Origin of the sequence: Nostoc foliaceum FACHB-393 (genome assembly GCF_014698505.1) — a bacterium.
Lineage (GTDB): Bacteria > Cyanobacteriota > Cyanobacteriia > Cyanobacteriales > Nostocaceae > Nostoc > Nostoc foliaceum_A.
Map to the genome: position 1 here is coordinate 1 of NZ_JACJTD010000051.1, position 20,780 is coordinate 20,780.

The following is a 20,780-nucleotide window of genomic DNA, read 5'->3' on the forward strand; positions in this document are numbered from 1 at the left end:
CAGCCGTCTCTGCTGTAGGAGGGGAGCTAAGTCCTACTCTTGGACGAAAGTCTAAGTTTAGGCACTCCCCCGTGATTACAGAAGCCGACACTGTACTTGGTACTCCAAGTCAGTGTGGGTAGTTCACCTTATTCCAACGACAAACGCTATAAAAATAAAATGATTGCTCGTCATATAGTGGCAATCATTTTTTTAGGCTTGCTGTAACTCATCAACATGTTGCAAAAGTTGGGTTAGTTGTCTTTGCAACCCACTACACATTAAAACTTGCAGATTGATAAATCCACATTTCTTATTCTTCTGGCTCTAATTCGACTTCTTCCTCTTCATCTCCTTCACTGGCTTTAGCTACAGAGTTAGCAGAAACAATAGCGCCTTTATCTAGCTTTTCACGCACCAGTTGCTTAATTTGTTCAGCAAATTCAGGCTTTTCTTCTAGATACTTAATAGCGTTGTCTCGTCCTTGGGAGATATTATCGCCGTTGTAACTATACCAAGCTCCTTTGCGGACAATAATGGCAGTTTCTTCTGCTAAGTCAACAAGACAACCCAAGGTAGAAATACCCTTGCCAAAAATAATATCGAATTCCGCTATTCTGAAGGGCGGCGCTACTTTATTTTTGGCGACTTTAACTTTAACGCGGTTACCAAATTCATCTGTACCTTTCTTCAAAGTTTGAATTCGGCGAATATCTAAGCGTACTGAAGCGTAAAATTTCAATGCGTTACCGCCAGTAGTAGTTTCTGGGCTACCGTAGGTAACACCGATTTTTTGCCGCAATTGGTTAATGAAAATTACTGTACAACCAGATTTACCAATATTGCCCGTAATCTTACGTAGGGCTTGGCTCATTAACCGCGCCTGTAAACCGACGTGGATGTCACCCATATCGCCTTCAATTTCAGCGCGGGGAACTAGTGCTGCTACTGAGTCAATGACTACAATATCAACCGCAGCAGAACGAACAAGCTGATCGACAATTTCCAAAGCTGATTCGCCAGTGTCTGGTTGGGAAATCAGCAAATTGTCAATATCTACACCCAATGCCGCAGCATAGGTGGGATCAAGGGCGTGTTCTGCATCAACAAAGGCAGCAATACCGCCATTTCTTTGCACTTCAGCGAGTGCATGTAGCGCTACTGTAGTCTTACCGGAACTTTCCGGCCCATAAATTTCAATTACCCGCCCTTTGGGTAAACCACCACCCAATGCTAAATCTAGGGTAAGCGCCCCACTGGAAATTGTCTCCACCCGCATCCGGGTAGCATCGCCCAGGCGCATGATTGCTCCTTTACCAAAGCTGCGCTCAATCTGGTTGAGCACCATAGTCAGCGCTTTTTGCTTGCCAGAAGTATCAGTGTTGATAGCCATTCCTGCTTCTAATGCCTCTAAATATATGGTTTTAAGGAGTGTTTCTCTGGGAGTTTGAGTAGAACAGATATACTATTTTAACCAGAAAATTCTGGAATAGGACTTCTCAAATCAAAAAAAGGGTGTGACAAGATCGTAACTCGATCACTACCAGATTAGGGTAGTTTTGCAATATGATACCAACTTGCATTCAGAGATAGCTTTTTTTGGCTGGGTAAGCAAGGGATTTTAAAGAAAAAATAAATTACCTAAACAACACTGTCAGTAGAGCCGTACTCGTGAGCATTTGCAGTGGTTGCTAAATTAGGAGCGATCGCCATGCCAATCAGCATATCATCTACAGCGACTTCATTGGGTCGGGATTGATGTAGAAAGCTTTGAGGGTAGTAGTAAAGGGATTTTCAATACTTTAGGTAACTTTTAGCTTTGAGAAGCTATGATGCTCAGTCGTACTTGCTGCCTATGAGCTTGACGTATAATTGTAGCAATACAGGAGAAAACATCATGCAGGATATAAAAATTAAGTGATGAAAACATTTCTACTTAACCAAAATTCAAACGCTCTGCTCACCTAATATCTGTATATCAACTCATTGAGGGCATTGACAACAGGACTAGCAGTTATAAACTGACCATAACAAAATAGTAAGTTATGCTCATTGCTGAATTCTTCTCTACTCTATTTACATAAACAAGCAGCAAGTTCTGTGAAGCCAGAATTGAGATGAGAAGATTTATCTGCTAAAATATAGTCAAAATGTCTAAAATAGTCAAAATGTCTATGCAGACCTATACTCTCACAGATGCTCGTAACAAACACGGTGAGGTTTTTGATAAGGCTACTACTGAGCCAGTTCTACTCACTAAGCAATCACGGCCTAGCCATGTGATTATTTCAGCAGAGAGCTACCAAAAATTAATTAATCGGTTGGAAGAATTAGAGGATATGGTTTTTGGTCAAGCTGCTGAAGTTGCTCTGAGTCAGTCCAAAATGATTGGTACAGAGCCTTTTACATCTGCATTAGAGCATTTAGCTAATGGCGAAGCTTGATGGTCTAGCAACTGTTCTTGATGTTCTCAACGGTTTACAGCCTAAAATAGCAGCCCAGATTGCAAAAAAGGTTTTGGCTTTAAATGTTGAGCCTTTACCCACTGATAGTAAGCAGCTATCTGGTTATCAGGATTTATATCGAGTTGATAGTGGTGAATATCGAATTGTTTACAGGTATTTTCCCGATCGCGATTTAATAGAAGTTATTTTAGTTGGTAAGCGCAATGATGATGATGTCTACAAAAAATTGAAGCGTTTACTGGGTTAGGCTTTGGTTTTCATTAAAATGCTAGAATCTCTCCAGCACAAATGCTTTCAGGCATCTTTGATGACTTTCGACCTTCCCGACTCTCTGATTCTCGATACTGCACTTTCAGTATCTGGATTAACTGACTATATCCGCTTGCTGTTAGAGCAAGATGAACAATTGCGGCAAGTTTGGGTAACTGGTGAAGTTTCCAGCGCTAACCACCATCGCAGTGGTTTATTTTTTACGCTGCAAGATACCGATCGCACCGCCGGAATTAAGTGTGTGGTATGGAATACCCAATTACCTAAACTCGCCCAAATACCCGTTCCCGGTGAGCAGATAATTATTTTGGGTAGTATTCGCGTGTATCCGCAACGGGGAGAGTATCAGTTATCAGTTTGGCAGACTTTACCTGCTGGCGTTGGTTTACAGGCGTTGCGCTATCAACAACTAAAAAATCGCTTGCTGGCTGAGGGGTTGTTCGATGCTCAAAGAAAGCGATCGCTCCCAACTCACCCCCAAACGATCGCTGTCGTCACTTCACCAACGGCGGCGGCTTGGGGTGATATTCAAAAAACTCTCAGACAAAGGTATCCAGGTTTACACGTTTTATTTTCTCCGGCTACAGTGCAAGGTGAGCAAGCGCCGGAATCTATCATCAAAGCAATTGATCGGGTGGAAAGAGATGGTCGCGCCGAAGTGCTAATTTTATCGCGGGGTGGTGGCGCAGTGGAAGAATTGGCTTGCTTTAATGATGAACGTGTGGTGCGATCGCTGGCTAGTTGTTCTATTCCTGTAATTACTGGTATTGGCCATCAAAGAGATGAATCTTTAGCAGATTTAGTTGCAGATGCTTGTGCACATACACCGACGGCGGCGGCGGAAATGGTTGTGCCAGCACTTTCAGAGTTGTATACTGAGCATCGACAGCGAGTTGTAGTTTTACATGAAGCGGTGCATGACTTTGGGGAAACTGCTGAAAATAAACTGCAAGCATTGCGAAACCGTTTGCGACGTTTGCGGTTAGATCGGCAAGTGCAGCTGGAGGTGGACAAGCTAGCTTGGAAGCGTCAGCGTTTGGTGCAAATTACGACGGGGCGATCGCAGCAAGCAACGCAGCATCTAGAGTTGTTACGGCAAAAGTTGGCAAGTCTTGACCCGAAAGCTGTGTTACAGCGTGGTTATGCGGTGGTTAGGCGGGAAGATGGGGCGATCGCTCGTGATGCGGCACAGTTGGCTGTGGGACAAGAGTTAGTGATTCAGTTGGGGCAGGGTGGGGTTAAAGTTAAGGTTATGGAAGTGAACGAACCACAGAGGCGCAGAGGACACAGAGAGGTTGATGGTTAAACGTAAGAGTGCTTCTAGTTCTGAGGAAGGTTGGAATTATGAGGCGAAGGTTGCTGAAATAGAGGGAATTATCGCTCGCATCGAGGCGGGTGAGTTGGATTTAGAAGCTGTGTTTGAGCAATTTGCAAGTGCTGTGGAGTATTTGCGTCAGTGCGAAAGTTTTTTGCAGCAACGACAGCAGCAGGTAGATTTGTTAATTGAAACATTAAGCGATGAGTAGAAATGAGAGTCTACTCGTGTGAGTTTATATGCTCAGATTTTTGTATTTCTCCTGGATGGAGATAAATAACTCTTGATTGTTAAATTAGTAACAGTAATACAACTATTTCTCTAACGCAGAGATAACATTTATAAAGTGATGACTCAAGTTGTAATTGTTGGGGCTGGCCCTACTGGTGCAACGCTTGCACTCCTGCTTGCCAAACGGGGCATTGCAGTCAAACTGATTGAAGCATCCCGTAATTTCCGGCGAGTTTTTCGCGGTGAGGGGCTGATGCCTAGTGGGCTGGATGCCCTAGAGCAGATGGGATTGTCACCCATGTTAGAACGCATTCCTCATCGCCCTTTGGATGCCTGGGAGTTCATTATCAATAAGCGATCGCTATTTCGAGTTGAGGAACCAATGGAACTTGGTGGAAAGTCCACTATGCTTGTTTCACAGCCAGCCCTCCTGGAAGCGCTGATTCAGGAAGCCAGCACTTATCCCAATTTTGAGTTGGTGCAGAGTGAACCTGTACAAGATTTAATGTGGAGCGAAAGCCGGGTTTCTGGCGTAAAGCTAGGGGATAATCGGACTATTTCTGCGGATTTAGTTATTGGGGCAGATGGTCGTAATTCCATTGTTCGGCAACGAGCAAACTTAACTTTAGAGCAACAGTCCCAAAGTTTCAATATTCTTTGGTTCAAATTGTCAGATAGTCCGCGTTTTGAGTCGGAAAATGTCTTTTACTCAATTGTTAACGGTCGTCACGCTTTTGGATTATTTCGTGGTACAGAGGGCAATCTTCAAGTGGGTTGGTCGCTCTATGAGGGTTCCCCGATGGATTGGAAGCAAATCAATTGGGCTGAAATGTTTGCGTCTGTATCACCTCTTTGGTTAGCAGAGCATTTCCAGGAAAATGCAGAAAGTATTGAGCGACCTGTATTATTATCCGTTGTGGTCGGGCGGTGTCCCCGCTGGTCTGTGCCAGGGTTACTACTCTTGGGCGATGCTGCTCATCCAATGTCACCTATCCGCGCTCAGGGTATTAATATGGCATTGCGGGATGTGATTGTTGCAACAAATTATCTGGTTCCCCAGTTGCGTCAGGGAGCAGAATATGCAGAGATTGATGCGATATTGCCACAGATTCAAGCTGAACGAGAGCCAGAAATTGTGCGATCGCAGCAGCTTCAAAGTGAAGAAGCGGCTCAGGCTGAACGACTTACTAAAAGCCCACCAATGCAATGGGCAGTAAGCAAGCTAGCTCCCCTAATTTCCCGACCCGTTCGCCAGTCTTGGCTTAAGCGACAGCGCCAGTTGCGCCAAGGAGTATCACAGATACAGTTAACTGTTTAAGCTTTGTCGAATATCAGTATAAAATTCCAAAATTTGATTCAATTTATCATTTTAAATAAATACGGTTATGTAGCAATAACAAGGAAGTAATTTTCGCTTTTAGAACATCGGAATACTGTGACTCAAAAAGATATCATTATTTGGTTCACTCACTGTTTCTGCAATATTGCACTCAACTGAGAACCGCTATATGAAACCATTCCTTTTTGTCACTGATTTGGATGACACCCTCGTGTATCGCACCGTGGGCGATGACAGCGCCTTAGCAGAACTAAATCAACTGCTGAGTCAACATCGCCAAGAATACGGTACTAAAATCGTTTATTCTACCGGGCGATCGCCTGTACTTTACAAAGAACTCCAAGCTCAAAAAAATCTTTTGCAACCGGATGCCCTCGTCCTTTCTGTGGGTACGGAAATTTACTTAGATGATACTGATACTCCAGACTCAGGTTGGTCAGAAATCCTCTCTCCGGGATGGGAACGGGAAACTGTCTTATCTATTACTAAGAAATACCGTGAGTTAGTTCGGCAACCAGATTCAGAACAGCGTCCCTTCAAAGTGAGTTTTTTCTTACAACAAGAGGCATCTGTCAGAGTGATACCACAACTTGAAGCAGAGTTGCAGAAATATAAATTAAATGTAAAGTTAATCTACAGTAGCGGTATTGACCTTGACATTGTACCCCATAGCAGCGATAAAGGTCAGGCAATGCAGTTTTTACGCCAAAAGTGGAAATTTGCAGCAGAACAAACAGTTGTCTGTGGTGATTCAGGTAATGATATTGCTTTATTTGCTGTAGGCAACGAACGGGGAATCATTGTGGGGAATGCCCGAAAAGAGTTACTCCAATGGCACGATGAGTATCCCGTTGATCATCGCTACCTGGCAAAAGGTTTTTGTGCAGGTGGAATTATTGAAGGCTTAAATTATTTTGGTCTCTTGTAATGATTAGTTATCTAAAAGGTATAGTCGCTGGTATCCAAACAATTGGCGCTAATCGCGTGATTCTGACTCTGGAAGTGAATGGCTTGGGGTATGATTTGCAAGTTCCCCAACGGCTAGCAAACCAGTTACCAGAGTCAGGAGGAGTAGCGCAAATTTTTACCCATTTCCAAATTCGTGAAGAAGTGCCGTTACTTTATGGCTTTGCTTCGCCAGCCGAACGCGATTTATTTCGCCACTTGCTGACTGTCACAGGTATTGGTGCAGCCTTAGCGATCGCACTGTTGGACACTCTGGAACTACCAGATTTAGTCCAAGCAATTATCGCTGGCAATACACAAATCCTAATTCAGGCTCCAGGTGTCGGTAAAAAAATCGCAGAACGCATCTGTTTGGAACTGAAAAGCAAATTGGTCGAGTGGCGCAAATCAGCCGGGTTCTTCGTCGCCACAGGTGGGCCAGCACCGGGCATTCTCGAAGAGGTGCAAATGACCCTCTTCGCCTTGGGATATACTGCCCATGAGGTCAGTCACGCCCTGCATGTCGTGAGTGAAGATATTGGACTACCCAAAGATGCCTATGTCGAAGATTGGATTAAACAAGCGATCGCTCATCTCAGTAGCGAACAAGTTTAATTTTCATTTGTCAGGTGTGCAATGCCCAATTCCCAATTCCCAATGTCCACAGACCCTTATGCTTGGCTAGAACAGTCCTTAGCAACAATTCATCGGGCAGACTGGTATCGTTCGGTACAAACAATCCACGGTCGTCCGGGTGCAACGGTGGTTTTAGCTGGGCAAGAGGTAATTAATTTTGCCAGCAATGACTATTTGGGGCTGACTGGAGATGAGCGGTTGATGGCAGCCGCAACTGCTGCGATCGCAGAATTTGGGACTGGTAGTACTGGTTCTAGATTACTCAGTGGGCATAGGGAATTGCACAGGGATTTAGAAGAGGCGATCGCATCTACCAAACAAACAGAAGATGCCTTGATATTTAGTTCTGGGTATCTAGCCAATTTAGGTGCAATTACCGCCCTTGTTGGCAAGCGTGATTTAATTTTATCTGACCAGTACAATCATTCCAGTCTGAAAAATGGGGCGACTCTCAGCGGTGCAGTATTTGTGGAATATCCGCACTGTGATATCGCGGTATTAAAAACTCAGTTGAGTCAACACCGACAGAACTACCGACGCTGCTTGATTCTTACTGATAGCGTCTTCAGCATGGATGGCGATTTATGTCCGTTGCCAGCACTGTTGAATCTCGCTGATGAATTTAACTGTATGCTGCTAGTTGATGAAGCTCATGCCACTGGGGTACTAGGAAAAACTGGCGCTGGGTGTGTCGAACATTTTGGATGCACAGGAAAGCCGTTAATTCAAGTTGGTACCTTGAGTAAAGCTTTGGGTAGTTTAGGCGGGTATGTGGCAGCAAGTAGTGCCCTAATTGACTTTTTACGGAACCGCGCACCCACTTGGATTTACACCACTGGGCTTTCGCCTGCTGATACGGCGGCGGCTTTAGCAGCACTCAAGATAGTCCAACAAGAACCGCAACGCCGGGCCCAATTGTGGCAAAATGTACATTACTTGAAAAATTTGCTGCAACAACAGCTACCTAATTTAAAATTATTGCCTTCAGAATCACCGATATTATGTTTTCAATTGCCTAGTGCAACAGATGCCCTCAAAGCTGGAAAACAGCTAAGAGATGCTGGCATTTTTGCCCCAGCAATTCGTCCTCCCACAGTTCCCACAAGTCGGATCAGAATATCTTTAATGGCAACTCATGAAGCAGCACATATTGACAAATTGGTAGCAGTACTGAAGGATGTCAATTACAGCGAATTTTATGTGAATTGATCACAGTAGGTTGGGGATTAATTGAAGATTGACTCTAGCAAAGTTTTGGCAACAAGCTACAATTTGCAACTTTTATGTTGGTCTTCAGTTTTTATTTAAGGGACTATTATGTTCCCGGACGAGAGCGAATATGATCGGGTATATGATGGCGATCGCCTAATATTTCTAACAAAGGGCCATTAACGTCAAATTTAACCATACTTACCGACGCGACCAAAATATTCACTCGATAGCGATAGCGTCCCAAATCAATTCCCAGTAAACTGCAAAGCATAATCCGAATCGTGGCTTTATGGGAAACTACTAAAACATTACCTTGGTGATGTTTTTCTTGAATTTCAGCAATTACAGGCATAGAACGGTTAGCAATATCTACCGCAGTTTCTCCACCAATGGGTGCATTCCAAGCGGGTTCTGTCAACCATTTTACATAGTTTTCTGCGTAATTCTCTTGGGCAAACGATTTACTCTTAGTTTCCCATTCGCCGTAACTACCTTCTCTAAGTCCGTCACGCAACTGCATATCCATACCGATAGCATCACAAAATGGCTTGGCAGTTGCAATTGTGCGCTTCATCGGGCTAACATAAACTGCCTCCCACTTCAATTTTTGATAAACATCGGCAAAACCAGATGCCATCTGCATCCCCTCTGTTGTCAACTCCGCATCAGTTTCACCGCAGAAATTACCACTTTGACTAAAAGTAGTTTCTCCATGTCGCAGTAAATATAAATTGAGTGTCATAGCTTGTATCGTGATTGGGATAAAAGAGTTTGTGCAAAAATAAAATACCATCAATCTCGCAATCGAGTATGTGACACCAGGACAAAGTAATCAACCAAAAAAGTTAATCAACCACAAACTTTTGAAATCGAAGACAAAAGTAGCGGTTTCAGCTACTACTCTAGTTTGAGCCGGGATACGGATACCGTTGGCGAATTCCCCAAACAGACAGCTAAACTGAACCGATTCAGAGCTTTCTGAGCAATTTTATACCCAGATGCAACATTCCTCAACTTCAGTTCATTCCGATGCTTCATTTTGAGATTTGTTATAAGCTTGGGTCACTGCATTTCTTCGATTTAAGTATTTATGATCGCCAAACTGATGTTATGGATATATAAAAATAGCAATCAATTTTGGCTTTGAATACTATATTAGTGAGTAATTAACCTCTCACAAAAGAAGCTTTTTTAAATAAAGAAAAATCTATCTGAAGATAAATTACTAAAATTTGCAAACTAGCTTAGGGTGTATACAGCCTTTGCAATAAGTATTGGTTGTTCCAAAACATTTTCATGCCCTATATTCATTATTCCCTGTTACTCCGTTATAGCGCTACTGTATTAATTGTTGCAACTGCATTAGTGGTAATGCTGATACTAGACCCCTGGTTAAGCATGAGTGGAACTCCTTTTTTGCTGTTTTTTAGCGCTGTAATGGTGAGTGCTTGGTATGGTGGTTTAAAGTCAGGGCTGTTAGCAACCGGCTTGTCTGCGTTACTGAGCAATTACTTCTTTCTCCCCCCAGCTTATGAGCTGAGTTTTGACTTATCCAATTTTGTGCGAATTGGGTTGTTTGCATTACAAGGATTACTCTTTAGTGTGTTATGTGAGGCATTAAAGACTGCTAAAAAACGGGCTGATGGAAATCTACAAAAGCTGAGAGTTAGTGAGGAGCGATTTCGATTAGCGTTAAGTAGTTCAGATATCGTCATCTTTCAGCACGATCGCGATTTACGATATCAGTGGATTCATAATCCTCAAAGTCTAAACACAACTGAGGAAATGTTAGGTAAGACTGATTATGAATTGTTTCCAGCTTTAGTAGCAGAGCAATTGAAGGCAATTAAGCTAAAGGTACTAGAGACTGGTGTTTCAACCCGTGAAGAGATTTCTCTGACAATTTGTGGAGAAGACCGCTACTATGATTTGCTGGTTGAACCATTAAAGGATATAGACAATAGCGATAGCATTCAGGGTATTGCCTGTGTAGGTGTGAATATTACTGAGCGCAAGCAGGCAGAACTAGAAAAAGCCACGTTGTACCAGGAACTTCAGCAAGCTATTCAGCAAAAAGACGAATCTCTGGCATTACTCAATGCTTGGCTTACTAGTTCACCAGTGGCGCTGGCTTTTCTCGATAGTGAACTTCGTTACGTTCATGCTAATGAAGCGTTGGCAGCTACCAATGGTGTACCGCAAAGTCAACATATTGGTCGCACCTTTAGGGAAGTATTACCGGAATGGGCGGCGCAAATTGAGCCTGTTTTTGAGCAAGTGATGCAAACCGGGCAGCCCTTACTCAACCAGGAAGTGAGCGGTGAAACTTATCCGCCTGGAGTATATCGTTATGGTCTTGTCAGCTATTATCCGGTGTGTTTGCCGGATGGGCAGTTGTTGGGAGTGGGTATTAGTTCAATTGATATTACTCAACTGAAACAAACTGAACAAGCACTGCGGGAAAGCGAAGCAAAGTTTCGCAGTGTGGTTGAGTCCAATATGATTGGTATTGGCTTCTGGAATAGAGACGGCAGGATTACAGACGCTAACGATGCCTTGCTGAAGATGGTGGGTTATACCCGTGAAGAATTACTTGCCGGAACACTTCGCTGGCAAGACTTAACTCCTACAGAGTACGTGCAACTTGATAAGCAAGCACTAACTCAATTTCAAGACAGTTCCTTTTGCACACCCTATGAAAAGGAATATATGCGTAAAGACGGCTCACGCTTCCCAATTTTGGTAGGTGCTAGCCGCTTTGAAGGCAATGTAAATGGAGGAGCTTTTTTTGTTGTTGATATTACAGAGCGCAAGCAGGCTGAAGAAAGACTCCGCTATATCGCCCAAATTAGTAGTTTACTCTCTACTTCCCTAGATTATGAAGAAACCTTAGAACAAATCGCTAAAATCTCAGTTCCTCAGCTTGCTGATTGGTGTAGTGTTGACATTTTAAATGAAGATGGTTCCATTCGCCGCCTACCCATTGCCCATGCAGACTCATCCAAAGCGGAGTTGGCGCGTAAACTTCGGGAGTATGCAACAGATTACAAGGGTGTAAGTGCAATTACTAGAGTACTGCAAACCGGGCAAAGTGAATTAATTTCAGAGATATCTGACTCGCTATTAGTGGCAAGTACTCAGAATCAAGAACACTTAGAACTGGTTCGGCAATTGGGGATGAAGTCTGTGATGATTGTGCCTTTAATTGCACAAGGGCGAGTCCTCGGCAGCATCAGCTTTGTCACCACCCAATCAAACCGTCGCTACGATCGCACTGACCTAACTTTAGCAACAGATATTACCCATCATGCTGCTTTAGCAGTGGAAAATGCCCGACTTTATCGAGATATCCAGCAGGCTTTAGTCCATTATGCCGAATCTCTATCTCTTTTAGATGCGCTGCTCGAAGCTGCTCCTGTTGCCGTATGCTTTTTGGATCGGGAACTACGATATATCCGAATTAATCAAGTTTTCGCTGACATTAATGGTTTGGCGATAGAAGAACATCTCGGACGCAAGTTTGGGGAAGTTTTGCCAGCAATGGCGGCTGAGTTGGAGCAACAGTTACAGCACGTGTTGGATACTGGAGAACCCCAGCTGAATGTAGAAATTAGCGGTGAGACAAGAGAGCAACCCGAACGTTACGGTTATTGGCTGGGCAACTATTACCCGGTCAACAACGCAATGGGGGAAACAGTAGGAATTGGGATTATTTTGGCAGATGTGACAACAGCAAAGCTAACAGAAGTTGCCTTACGCGAAAGCGAAGAAAGGTTCCGGGCAATGTTCAACCAGGCAGCTGTCGGGATTACATTGGTAGGGTTGGATGGACAATTTCTGCAAATTAATCCTGCTCTATGTGAGATTACTGGATACAGCCATGAAGAGTTAATCCAATTAAACTTCCAGGAAATTACCCACCCTGACGACTTAGAAATTGATTGGGAAAATGCTCGGCGAGTCTTGGCAAAAGAAATTAGTGGTTATTCCCTAGAGAAGCGCTACATCCGCAAAGATGGTTCCATCGTTTGGGTAAACCTAACTTCATCAGCAGTTTGGGATGCGAAGGGAGTTCCAAAGTATGCATTAGGCATTATTGAAGATATTAGCGAACGCAAACGAGTTGAAACGACACAAAGCTTTCTAGTCGAAGCCAGCACCTTACTAGCTGCCTCATTAGATTATGAAATCACCTTAGAAAATGTGGCTAATTTAGCAGTTCCTACCTTAGCTGACTGGTGTATTGTAGATGTTTTCCAGGAAGATTGGTCAAGTAAACAAATTGCGATCGCAATTGCCGATCCCACAAAACAAAATACATTAGACGAAATCCGATGGCGTTATCGGCCCAAAACCAAAGCCAAACAGCTTGTACAGCAGCTAAGGCTAGGAATATCTATCTTTTATCCCGAATTATCTGACTCTAATCTTGTCCAGATGGCTCAAGATGAAGAACATCTGCAATTGCTGCGAAATCTGGGTATTCGTTCTCTAATGGTGATTCCAGTTCGTTCCCGTGGGCAATTATTTGGAGCGATTTCTTTTTTTACAGCCGAATCGGGTCGGCACTACAAACAAACAGACTTGGCTTTAGCAGAGGATATTGCTCGTCGGGCGGCGACAGCTATCGACAACGCTAGACTTTACCAAGAAACTCAACATGCAAAACAGGCAGCTGAACGGTCTGTTAATCGCACGGTACTTTTACAAAGAATAACTGCTGCCCTCTCGGAAGCCCTAACTCCCCAACAGGTCGCTGATGTAGTAGTGAACCAAGGGATTGCCGCTTTGGAAGCCACTGCTGGTTCCGTTGCCTTACTTACTGAGGGAGGTACAGAACTGAAGGTTGTGCAAGCAATTGGCTATCCACAATCGCTTATGGATGCTTGGACAACTTTTCCGATTACAGCACCTAACCAAATCGCGGAAACAGTCAGAACTAGTCAGCCGATTTTTTTAGAAAATTTAGCAGCCTTGATTGCTAGATATCCCAACTTAAGAGATGCTGTGACTCTCACCGGAAATAATGCCTGGGCTACCATTCCCTTGATCGCAGAAGGCAAAGTAATTGGGGCACTGGGATTAAGTTTTGCCACCGTGCAAATATTTAACGAAGAAGACCGGGGATTTATGTTGACACTGGGACAACAGTGTGCACAAGCCATCGCCCGCGCTCAACTTTACGAAGCCGAAAAGACTGCAAGGGCACAAGCCGAGACAGCCAACCGAATTAAAGATGAATTCCTCGCTGTCCTTTCCCATGAACTCAGAACTCCCCTGAATCCGATTTTAGGGTGGGCAAAGTTACTCAGAACCCGCAAGTTCGACGAACCCACCAAAATCCGGGCATTGGAAACAATCGAGCGGAATGCTAAGTTACAAACCCAATTGATTGGAGATTTACTTGATGTTTCGCGGATTTTACAAGGTAAAGTCAGGTTAAATCTCTATGCAGTGGATTTGAAAGTAGCGATCGCATCTGCACTAGAAACGGTGCGTTTAGCAGCAGAAGCCAAGTCAATTCAAATTCAAACGGTGTTAAGTAATGATATCGGCAAAGTTCTCGGTGATAGCGATCGCTTGCAACAAGTAATGTGGAATCTCCTCTCCAATGCCGTTAAATTCACACCTACAGAAGGACGAGTAGAAGTGCGTCTAGAGAAAGTTGGCTTAGATGCCCAAATCCAGGTGATTGATACAGGTAAGGGAATCAACACGGAATTTTTGCCCTACGTCTTTGATTACTTCCGCCAAGCAGATGCCAAAACAACTAGAGTATTTGGCGGATTGGGATTAGGACTGGCAATTGTGCGCCATCTCGTAGAACTTCATGGTGGTACAGTTCAAGCAGAGAGTCTGGGAGAAGGGCAAGGGGCTACTTTTACAGTCAGACTACCTTTGCTGAAAAATTCTGAGTTGCGAGTCAGCAGCGATGAGGCTTCTCAACCAGAAGTCAGTACTGAAGACACATTACTTGCTGGAGTGCAAATCTTGCTTGTGGATGATCAAGCTGATGTGCGAGAGTTTTTTAGCTTTGCACTGGAACAATATGGCGCAACTGTAACAGCAGCTGAATCAGCCAGTGAAGCACTGGAAATACTAGCCCAATCAAAGCCAGATATTTTGTTAAGCGATATTGGAATGCCCTTGATGGATGGCTATATGCTGCTGCGCGAGGTGAGAAAATTACCACCAGAACAAGGCGGACAAATTCCAGCGATCGCTTTGACTGCTTATGCTGGAGAGATTAACTACAACCAAGCAATGGCAGCAGGATTTCAAAAACACCTACCTAAACCCGTCGAACCAGCAGAATTAGCTACAGCGATCATTAATCTTATCGAGCAAAATCAACCTTGAAGCAGACAGGAGGGCTTGGTAATTGATAATGCGTAATTCATATAGCGGTTCCCATTCAGATGCGGTACAACATTATATCGCTAGGTGTAGGGGCACGGCAATGCCGTGCCCCTACGGGTGTACTTCACGTAAACGAGAACGGCTATAATTCATAATTCCAATCAGTGTTAGCTTTGAACTCTCCACTATTTTGTTGACCAATAAATTAAAAAATTTAGTGGGCGGCTCTGTATCAGTTTTTTAATTACGAATTACGAATTGTTTGCTCAACCAATGGGGCGATTTCCGGGATTGACTGCATGAATATATTCACTACCCGATCGCGGTCTTCCTCGTTTATAGTAAGCTTCTTCTGGTTGACCCCATCCTAGCTGCAAAATCATTTCCAAAAAGCTAGAATTTTCCCACTTGCACAAACCTGCCCATTCTGTTCTTTGAACAATTCTTTCTACATCAGATGTGGCAATTTGTTGGTACTGTTTACTATTATTGAAACTCAAGTATAAATCCATTCCTATAGAGACTTCATACCAAAATTCTACGATAGAATTTTTAGCAGTTTTTAATATCTCTAAGTCACTTGGGAGGGCTATCAACTCGCTGTCTACTTCGGGATAGTTCAAGTTTTTACCTTTGACAGTTACCTCCCGCCAGATAATACCTGAAACTTGATTTTCCCTTTGATAGTCATGAATTGCAGTTTTGAAATCTTGATAGGCAGTAAATTGTTGCAGCCCATCAGTTTTGAGAAACTGGTCAATTACGGGATTGCCAGAGACTGGTATTTCTAATTTTAGGCGTTTTCCCTTGAGGCAGGCTTGGCGTTCGGCTGCCAAAATTTGAATTAGCTCCTGGGTGGTGTAAACCTTTGACATGAGAATACACTCTAGTTAGTCATTGGTCATTAGTCGTTAGTCATTAGTCATTTATTACGAACTATAGACTATGGATTAACTTTCTAATCTGTTAACACAGATATTTCAATATTATGCTTTGGCATCGGCAGAAATGTAGTAACAGATAGCACGAAAAACTAGGGTAGACCAATTTGGCCTACCCCATTAGTTACTTAGCTAACTCACTGCTGAACTCATTGAAGGCTCGCCGCTTTAGCTGTGCTGTTTCAGTGCGTGGTAATAAATCAAATATTTTGCGAAATTCATCGTCTATTTCTTCAAAAGGTACTTGACCCTTCTTATTCAAAACTACCTCACCTGATTTATTAAACACCACGACTTGAGGAACAGCCCCAGAATAGTAATATCCTGGTTCTGTAGGGTCGTAGGTCTCTTTAGCCGGGATAGTATCTACATTAATCGGCATAATCTCTGCTACCCGACCATAGAATTCCTGTACCCGTGATATGGAAATGGCATATCTTTTGGAATCGCTGCTGTCATCCAAATAAAAGGCCAAAAATATGGGTTTATGTTCTGCTAAAGTCTGTGCCAGTGTCTGTTTGGGAGGAACCAAAGAACCATTGCCAGCATAAACGACAAAGATGTTGCCATCATATAAATCATTATTGAGACCAGCATATGCAGGTTGCATACTTATAATGAAAAGACTTGCAAGCAACAACAGGCATTTGGACAACCACCTTTGCCAGCCAGTAATTTGTTTATGTAAAAAAAGAAACTTTGTGCTATTCATCAAAAGGAACCTTGCAAGCTACTACTTGTCTGAGTTTGTGCTGAATTCGGCAAACTGGGCTGGATATCTAATTACGCCCGCGCACTATTTTTTAAGATAACGCCTACTGAGATTATCTCTCGTAAGTGGATGATGGAGATGAGGAGTTGGAGGCAGAGGGGCAGGGGAAGTAGTTCGAGGTTCTGAGGTGGATGAATGAGTATCTAATTTTTCTTGTCCACCTTGTCCCCTTGTCCCCCTCATCTCCTGCATCTTGATTTTGAGGCTGGCTTTTTCAGCTAGGATTCGCTAAACTCACGCATATTAAATTTGCAACTTAAAGACTATCAATTAGCAACCGCCAGAAGACTAGGGTATAGATGTGGGAAACAAAATACAATTCATAGATAGGCTGCGACTAGGTTTCGCGGTGTCAGTGGCAAAAAGTGTAACTTTTATAGTGCGATCGCTGCGTCTAGGTGCTGCTAGTGTATTACCAGGCTCGATTGCTCGTCGCATTGAACCCCGACTTTTACAATTATTGAGTCAGCAAGTTAAAAACGGGGTGATTTTAATTGTTGGTACTAATGGCAAAACCACTACAGCGCTGCTTTTATGCACAATCCTAGAACGCAAGGGTTTTCGTGTCACTCATAATTCTACAGGTGCAAATCTCGAAAATGGCTTGATGACGGCGCTGTTAGAAAGCACCAACTTACTAGGCACGCTAAATACTGATTACGCCATTTTAGAAGTTGATGAAAATATTGTACCAAGAGTATTAGCGCCACTCCAGCCGCGAATTATTCTTTGTTTAAACTTGTTCCGCGACCAACTCGATAGGTACGGCGAAGTAGATACAATTAGTAAACGTTGGACAAAAGTTATTTCTACGCTACCAGCAGAAACCGTGGTAATTCCTAATGCTGATGACCCAACTTTATCTAACCTTGGTCAGCAGTTACCCCAACGGGTATTATTCTTTGGCTTGAATGAACCAGAACATTATTTAGAAGCAATTCCTCACGCTGTTGATTCTATTTATTGTCCCAAATGTGGACATTCTCTAGATTACAAAGGTGTTTATTTGTCTCATTTGGGAGATTTTACTTGTCCCAAGTGTGGTTTTAGTAAAAGTAAACCGACTCTAGAAAGTAGTGAATGGTCGCAAATTCTGGTTGGTTTGTACAACAAATACAATACTTTAGCTGCTGCTACTGCGGCTATTGAGTTGGGAGTTGATGAAGTAACAATCAGAGATACTATTAATACCTTTCAAGCGGCTTTTGGTCGTGCTGAAGATTTAGTAATTAATGGTAAACGCGTGCGGATATTGTTATCAAAAAATCCTGTGGGGACGAATGAAACCATTCGCGTAGTTACTCAAAGCACAGATAAAACCACACTGCTAGTATTGAACGATCGCACGCCCGATGGCACTGATGTATCCTGGATTTGGGACGTAGATACCGAGAAATTAGTCGAACGCGGCGGGACTTTAGTAGTGAGTGGCGATCGCGTCTACGATATGGCACTACGTCTACGTTACAGTCAAGAGTCCCCTGACAGTAACTTAAATTTAATTGTCGAAGAAGATTTGCGACAAGCGATCGCAACTGCATTAGAGCATACACCAGAGAATGAAACTCTGCACATTCTGCCCACCTACTCAGCCATGTTAGAAGTGCGAGAAGTTCTAACTGGGCGGAAAATTCTTTAAATTTGGTAGTGGGAATGAGAGAAATTTTTCCCATTACCCAGTTCCCAACACCTAATCCAATTACGAATTACGAATTACGAATTACGAATTATGAATGTGAGTTCTCAAAATTTAGAATTAACAATTGGTTGGTTGTACCCAACCCTGATGAGTACCTATGGCGATCGCGGTAATGTAATTACTATAGAACGTCGCGCTCAGTGGCGGGGATACGATGTTAAAGTGTTACCCCTGGATCAAAATGCTACAGCCGCAGATATTAAAACTGTAGATGTCATAGTCGGTGGTGGCGCACAAGATCGTCAGCAAGAAATTGTCATGCGTGATTTGCAAGGTGCGAAAGCTGACGCGATGCGCGAAAAAATCGAAAATGGAACACCAGGAGTATTTACTTGTGGTTCACCCCAATTACTCGGACATTATTATGAACCAGGTTTGGGACAACGGATTGAAGGTTTAGGAATCCTCGATTTAGTTTCCGTGCATCCTGGTGATAATACTAAGCGCTGTATTGGTAACTTGGTAATTGAAGTGACAGCTTCACGTCTAGCGCGAGATTTAAAAGAGATGACGGGTAGCACACCGTATTTAGTAGGCTTTGAAAATCACGGCGGACGTACAAAACTGGGGAAAGTGGAAGCATTGGGGCGAGTGGTGTACGGTTTGGGAAATAATGGTGAAGATGGGACAGAAGGAGCATTTTATCAGAATGCGATCGCTACTTATTCCCACGGCCCTTTATTACCGAAAAATCCTTTTGTCGCCGATTGGTTAATTCAAACAGCGTTGCGGCTAAAGTATCAGCAGGAAATTACCTTAAAACCTTTTGACGATAGCCTCGCTGCACAAGCACGAGAAGCGATGTTTAAGCGATTGAAAGTGAGTTTACCTGCTGCGGCTGCGGCGAAAGTTTAACCTAAGTTCGCTGATTAAGCCTCTCTCCGTGTCGGGGAGAGGTTTGGAGAGGGGTCAAATTTGACATCAAGCAAGAGGGCAAAGTATGACTCAAGCCTTACGCCAACTAGTACCATTTGATGAATTTATCGCTTGGTATCCCGAATCTTCAGACAGGCATTATGAACTACATGATGGGGTAATTGTTGAAATGCCTAAGCCAAGAGGGAAGCACTCAGAGATAGCGGGGTTTATAAATGGTTCTTTGTTTATTGAAATCACTCGTTTGTCCATTCCTTGTTTTATTCCTAAAGAATGCGTCATCAAATCACTTAACACTGATTCAGGTTATGAACCAGATGTAATCGTTCTTGATAGACAAGCTGTTAGGGATGAACCTCGTTGGAAAAAAGAATCTATCATCACGCTGGGTAGTTCCGTCAAGTTGGTTGTAGAAGTTGTTTCAACTAACTGGAGTGATGATTATGCTTTGAAGCTAGAAGATTACGAGTCTTTGGGTATTCCTGAATATTGGATTGTAGACTATCTAGGTTTAGGTGGTAGGCGCTTTATTGGTAATTCTAAACAACCAACTATCTCGATTTACCAAATAATTGAAGGTGAGTATCAAGTTAAGCAATTTAGGGGAAATGACCGCATTCAGTCGCTAGCGTTCCCAGAGTTGAATTTAACTGCTGAACAGATTTTTCAAGCTGGAGAAGTCGCGTAATTTAGGTGGCTAATGCTTAAATTTTTATCTATAGCGCTTCTGGGTTGAGTGCAAGACAGACCTAACCCCCAACCCCTTCCCTACAAGGGAAGGGGAGTAATATTCAAAGCCTCTCTCCTAAAAGGAGAGAGGTTTGGAGAGAGGTCAAAGTGTATTGCATTCATAGATTGAGGTTTTACTTAACGCTAAAGTAAGAGGAAAATATGACTCAAACCTTACGCAAACTAGTAACATTTGATGAATTTATCTCTTGGTATCCAGAAAACTCACAACGACGCTATGAACTGCATGACGGAGTAATTGTAGAAATGGCTCCTCCCACAGGTGAAAATGAACAGATTGTTGGATTTTTAGTTGGGGAAATAGTTACAGAATACAAACGTTTAAAACTACCTTATTTCATTCCCAAAACAGCATTCATGAAACCGAATCAGAGCGAAGCAGCTTACTCACCAGATGTACTGTTGTTGAATAACTCTAATTTAGTCAATGAACCTCTGTGGAAAAAAGAATCTACTGTAAGCCAAGCGGCATCAATTCCTTTAGTAATTGAAGTGGTAAGTACCAACTGGCGAGATGACTATTTTACCAAAGCAGGTAAATACGAGGAGGTCGGAATACCTGAATATTGGATTGTAGATTATCTAGGTTTAGGTGGTAGGCGCTTTATTGGCAATCCTAAACAACCAACTATCTCGATTTACCAATTAATTGAAGGTGAGTATCAAGTTAGGCAATTTCGGGGAAGCGATCGCATTCAGTCGCCAGCGTTCCCAGAGTTGAATTTAACTGCTGAACAGATTTTTCGGGCTGGAGAAGTCGCGTAAACAAGGGCTAAAGAAGTAAAAGAGTCATCAAAGACTCGTCCGCGAGTATCAAAGACTCATCCACGAGTATCAAAGACTCGTCCGCGAGTATCAAAGACTCATCGGCGAGTATCAAAGACTCATTAACGAAGTTCTGAGCCTCATTAATGAGTATCAAAGACTAGTTGACAAGGCAATCTGAACCATTGGGAATGATAAATTATTTTTAGATTCAGTAAAAATTAT

17 protein-coding genes are annotated in these 20,780 nt (G+C 43.0%); 13 read left to right on the forward strand and 4 right to left on the reverse strand.

The window, feature by feature from the left end; all coding sequences use genetic code 11:
- Positions 1-292: 292 nt before the first annotated feature.
- Positions 293-1,372 (reverse strand): recombinase RecA, encoded by a 1,080-nt coding sequence (gene recA / locus H6G92_RS28915; RefSeq protein WP_190898931.1) that lies wholly within the window; start codon positions 1,370-1,372, stop codon positions 293-295.
- Positions 1,373-2,129: 757 nt separating this feature from the next.
- Here recA and H6G92_RS28920 point away from each other — a divergent pair.
- From H6G92_RS28920 to bioF, 8 genes are all read left to right on the forward strand, one after another.
- Positions 2,130-2,423, forward strand: a complete 294-nt coding sequence (locus H6G92_RS28920) for a type II toxin-antitoxin system Phd/YefM family antitoxin (protein ID WP_242059347.1) — start codon at positions 2,130-2,132, stop codon at positions 2,421-2,423.
- Entirely contained in the window at positions 2,410-2,691 is a 282-nt protein-coding gene (locus H6G92_RS28925) for a type II toxin-antitoxin system RelE family toxin (protein WP_190898933.1), read from the forward strand. The genes H6G92_RS28920 and H6G92_RS28925 overlap by 14 nt, the downstream gene beginning before the upstream one ends.
- Before the next feature lie 60 nt (positions 2,692-2,751).
- The gene (xseA, locus tag H6G92_RS28930; RefSeq protein WP_190898935.1) at positions 2,752-4,020 is read left to right on the forward strand and encodes an exodeoxyribonuclease VII large subunit; all 1,269 of its coding nucleotides are present in this window, start codon (positions 2,752-2,754) and stop codon (positions 4,018-4,020) included.
- Positions 4,013-4,240, forward strand: coding sequence for an exodeoxyribonuclease VII small subunit (gene xseB, locus H6G92_RS28935; protein ID WP_190898937.1), 228 nt, complete (start codon positions 4,013-4,015; stop codon positions 4,238-4,240). Before xseA ends, xseB begins: the two co-directional genes overlap by 8 nt.
- 138 nt (positions 4,241-4,378) lie before the next feature.
- Positions 4,379-5,578, forward strand: a complete 1,200-nt coding sequence (locus tag H6G92_RS28940; RefSeq protein WP_190898938.1) for an FAD-dependent monooxygenase — start codon at positions 4,379-4,381, stop codon at positions 5,576-5,578.
- Between the two features lie 190 nt (positions 5,579-5,768).
- Positions 5,769-6,527, forward strand: a complete 759-nt coding sequence (locus tag H6G92_RS28945; protein ID WP_190898939.1) for a sucrose-phosphate phosphatase — start codon at positions 5,769-5,771, stop codon at positions 6,525-6,527.
- Complete coding sequence (gene ruvA, locus H6G92_RS28950; protein ID WP_190898940.1) at positions 6,527-7,159, forward strand: Holliday junction branch migration protein RuvA; 633 nt, start codon at positions 6,527-6,529, stop codon at positions 7,157-7,159. Before H6G92_RS28945 ends, ruvA begins: the two co-directional genes overlap by 1 nt.
- Positions 7,160-7,201: 42 nt before the next feature.
- The gene (gene bioF, locus H6G92_RS28955; RefSeq protein ID WP_190898983.1) at positions 7,202-8,389 is read left to right on the forward strand and encodes an 8-amino-7-oxononanoate synthase; all 1,188 of its coding nucleotides are present in this window, start codon (positions 7,202-7,204) and stop codon (positions 8,387-8,389) included.
- Positions 8,390-8,495: 106 nt separating this feature from the next.
- Here bioF and H6G92_RS28960 read toward each other — a convergent pair whose 3' ends face one another.
- Positions 8,496-9,134 carry a histidine phosphatase family protein gene (locus H6G92_RS28960; RefSeq protein ID WP_190898941.1) on the reverse strand — a complete coding sequence of 213 codons (639 nt, stop codon included), beginning with the start codon at positions 9,132-9,134 and terminating at the stop codon, positions 8,496-8,498.
- A 554-nt stretch (positions 9,135-9,688) separates the two neighbouring features.
- Here H6G92_RS28960 and H6G92_RS28965 point away from each other — a divergent pair.
- Positions 9,689-14,752: a PAS domain S-box protein gene (locus H6G92_RS28965; protein WP_190898942.1), complete on the forward strand. Its 5,064-nt coding sequence runs from the start codon at positions 9,689-9,691 to the stop codon at positions 14,750-14,752.
- Between the two features lie 266 nt (positions 14,753-15,018).
- On the opposite strand, the gene H6G92_RS28970 is transcribed toward H6G92_RS28965, so the two are convergent.
- Positions 15,019-15,627 (reverse strand): hypothetical protein, encoded by a 609-nt coding sequence (locus H6G92_RS28970; protein ID WP_190898943.1) that lies wholly within the window; start codon positions 15,625-15,627, stop codon positions 15,019-15,021.
- 190 nt (positions 15,628-15,817) lie between these two features.
- Positions 15,818-16,405 carry a thylakoid membrane photosystem I accumulation factor gene (locus H6G92_RS28975; protein WP_190898944.1) on the reverse strand — a complete coding sequence of 196 codons (588 nt, stop codon included), beginning with the start codon at positions 16,403-16,405 and terminating at the stop codon, positions 15,818-15,820.
- Positions 16,406-16,766: 361 nt separating this feature from the next.
- Here H6G92_RS28975 and H6G92_RS28980 point away from each other — a divergent pair, with 361 nt between their 5' ends.
- The 4 genes from H6G92_RS28980 to H6G92_RS28995 all read left to right on the forward strand — a co-directional run bounded on the left by H6G92_RS28980 (position 16,767) and on the right by H6G92_RS28995 (position 20,555).
- Complete coding sequence (locus tag H6G92_RS28980) at positions 16,767-18,104, forward strand: MurT ligase domain-containing protein (RefSeq protein WP_190898945.1); 1,338 nt, start codon at positions 16,767-16,769, stop codon at positions 18,102-18,104.
- Between the two features lie 96 nt (positions 18,105-18,200).
- Positions 18,201-19,019, forward strand: a complete 819-nt coding sequence (locus tag H6G92_RS28985) for a type 1 glutamine amidotransferase (RefSeq protein ID WP_190898985.1) — start codon at positions 18,201-18,203, stop codon at positions 19,017-19,019.
- An 85-nt stretch (positions 19,020-19,104) separates the two neighbouring features.
- On the forward strand, positions 19,105-19,728 hold the full coding sequence (locus H6G92_RS28990) for a Uma2 family endonuclease (protein ID WP_190898946.1): 624 nt from the start codon (positions 19,105-19,107) through the stop codon (positions 19,726-19,728).
- A gap of 203 nt (positions 19,729-19,931) precedes the next feature.
- Positions 19,932-20,555: a Uma2 family endonuclease gene (locus tag H6G92_RS28995; RefSeq protein WP_190898948.1), complete on the forward strand. Its 624-nt coding sequence runs from the start codon at positions 19,932-19,934 to the stop codon at positions 20,553-20,555.
- Positions 20,556-20,780: the final 225 nt, after the last annotated feature.

Coding starts and splice junctions, on each gene's coding strand:
- recA (WP_190898931.1), bottom strand. CDS start 1,372: ATGGCTATCAACACTGATACTTCTGGCAAGCAAAAAGCGCTGACTATG.
- H6G92_RS28920 (WP_242059347.1), top strand. CDS start 2,130: ATGTCTAAAATAGTCAAAATGTCTATGCAGACCTATACTCTCACAGAT.
- H6G92_RS28925 (WP_190898933.1), top strand. CDS start 2,410: ATGGCGAAGCTTGATGGTCTAGCAACTGTTCTTGATGTTCTCAACGGT.
- xseA (WP_190898935.1), top strand. CDS start 2,752: ATGACTTTCGACCTTCCCGACTCTCTGATTCTCGATACTGCACTTTCA.
- xseB (WP_190898937.1), top strand. CDS start 4,013: ATGGTTAAACGTAAGAGTGCTTCTAGTTCTGAGGAAGGTTGGAATTAT.
- H6G92_RS28940 (WP_190898938.1), top strand. CDS start 4,379: ATGACTCAAGTTGTAATTGTTGGGGCTGGCCCTACTGGTGCAACGCTT.
- H6G92_RS28945 (WP_190898939.1), top strand. CDS start 5,769: ATGAAACCATTCCTTTTTGTCACTGATTTGGATGACACCCTCGTGTAT.
- ruvA (WP_190898940.1), top strand. CDS start 6,527: ATGATTAGTTATCTAAAAGGTATAGTCGCTGGTATCCAAACAATTGGC.
- bioF (WP_190898983.1), top strand. CDS start 7,202: ATGTCCACAGACCCTTATGCTTGGCTAGAACAGTCCTTAGCAACAATT.
- H6G92_RS28960 (WP_190898941.1), bottom strand. CDS start 9,134: ATGACACTCAATTTATATTTACTGCGACATGGAGAAACTACTTTTAGT.
- H6G92_RS28965 (WP_190898942.1), top strand. CDS start 9,689: ATGCCCTATATTCATTATTCCCTGTTACTCCGTTATAGCGCTACTGTA.
- H6G92_RS28970 (WP_190898943.1), bottom strand. CDS start 15,627: ATGTCAAAGGTTTACACCACCCAGGAGCTAATTCAAATTTTGGCAGCC.
- H6G92_RS28975 (WP_190898944.1), bottom strand. CDS start 16,405: ATGAATAGCACAAAGTTTCTTTTTTTACATAAACAAATTACTGGCTGG.
- H6G92_RS28990 (WP_190898946.1), top strand. CDS start 19,105: ATGACTCAAGCCTTACGCCAACTAGTACCATTTGATGAATTTATCGCT.
- H6G92_RS28995 (WP_190898948.1), top strand. CDS start 19,932: ATGACTCAAACCTTACGCAAACTAGTAACATTTGATGAATTTATCTCT.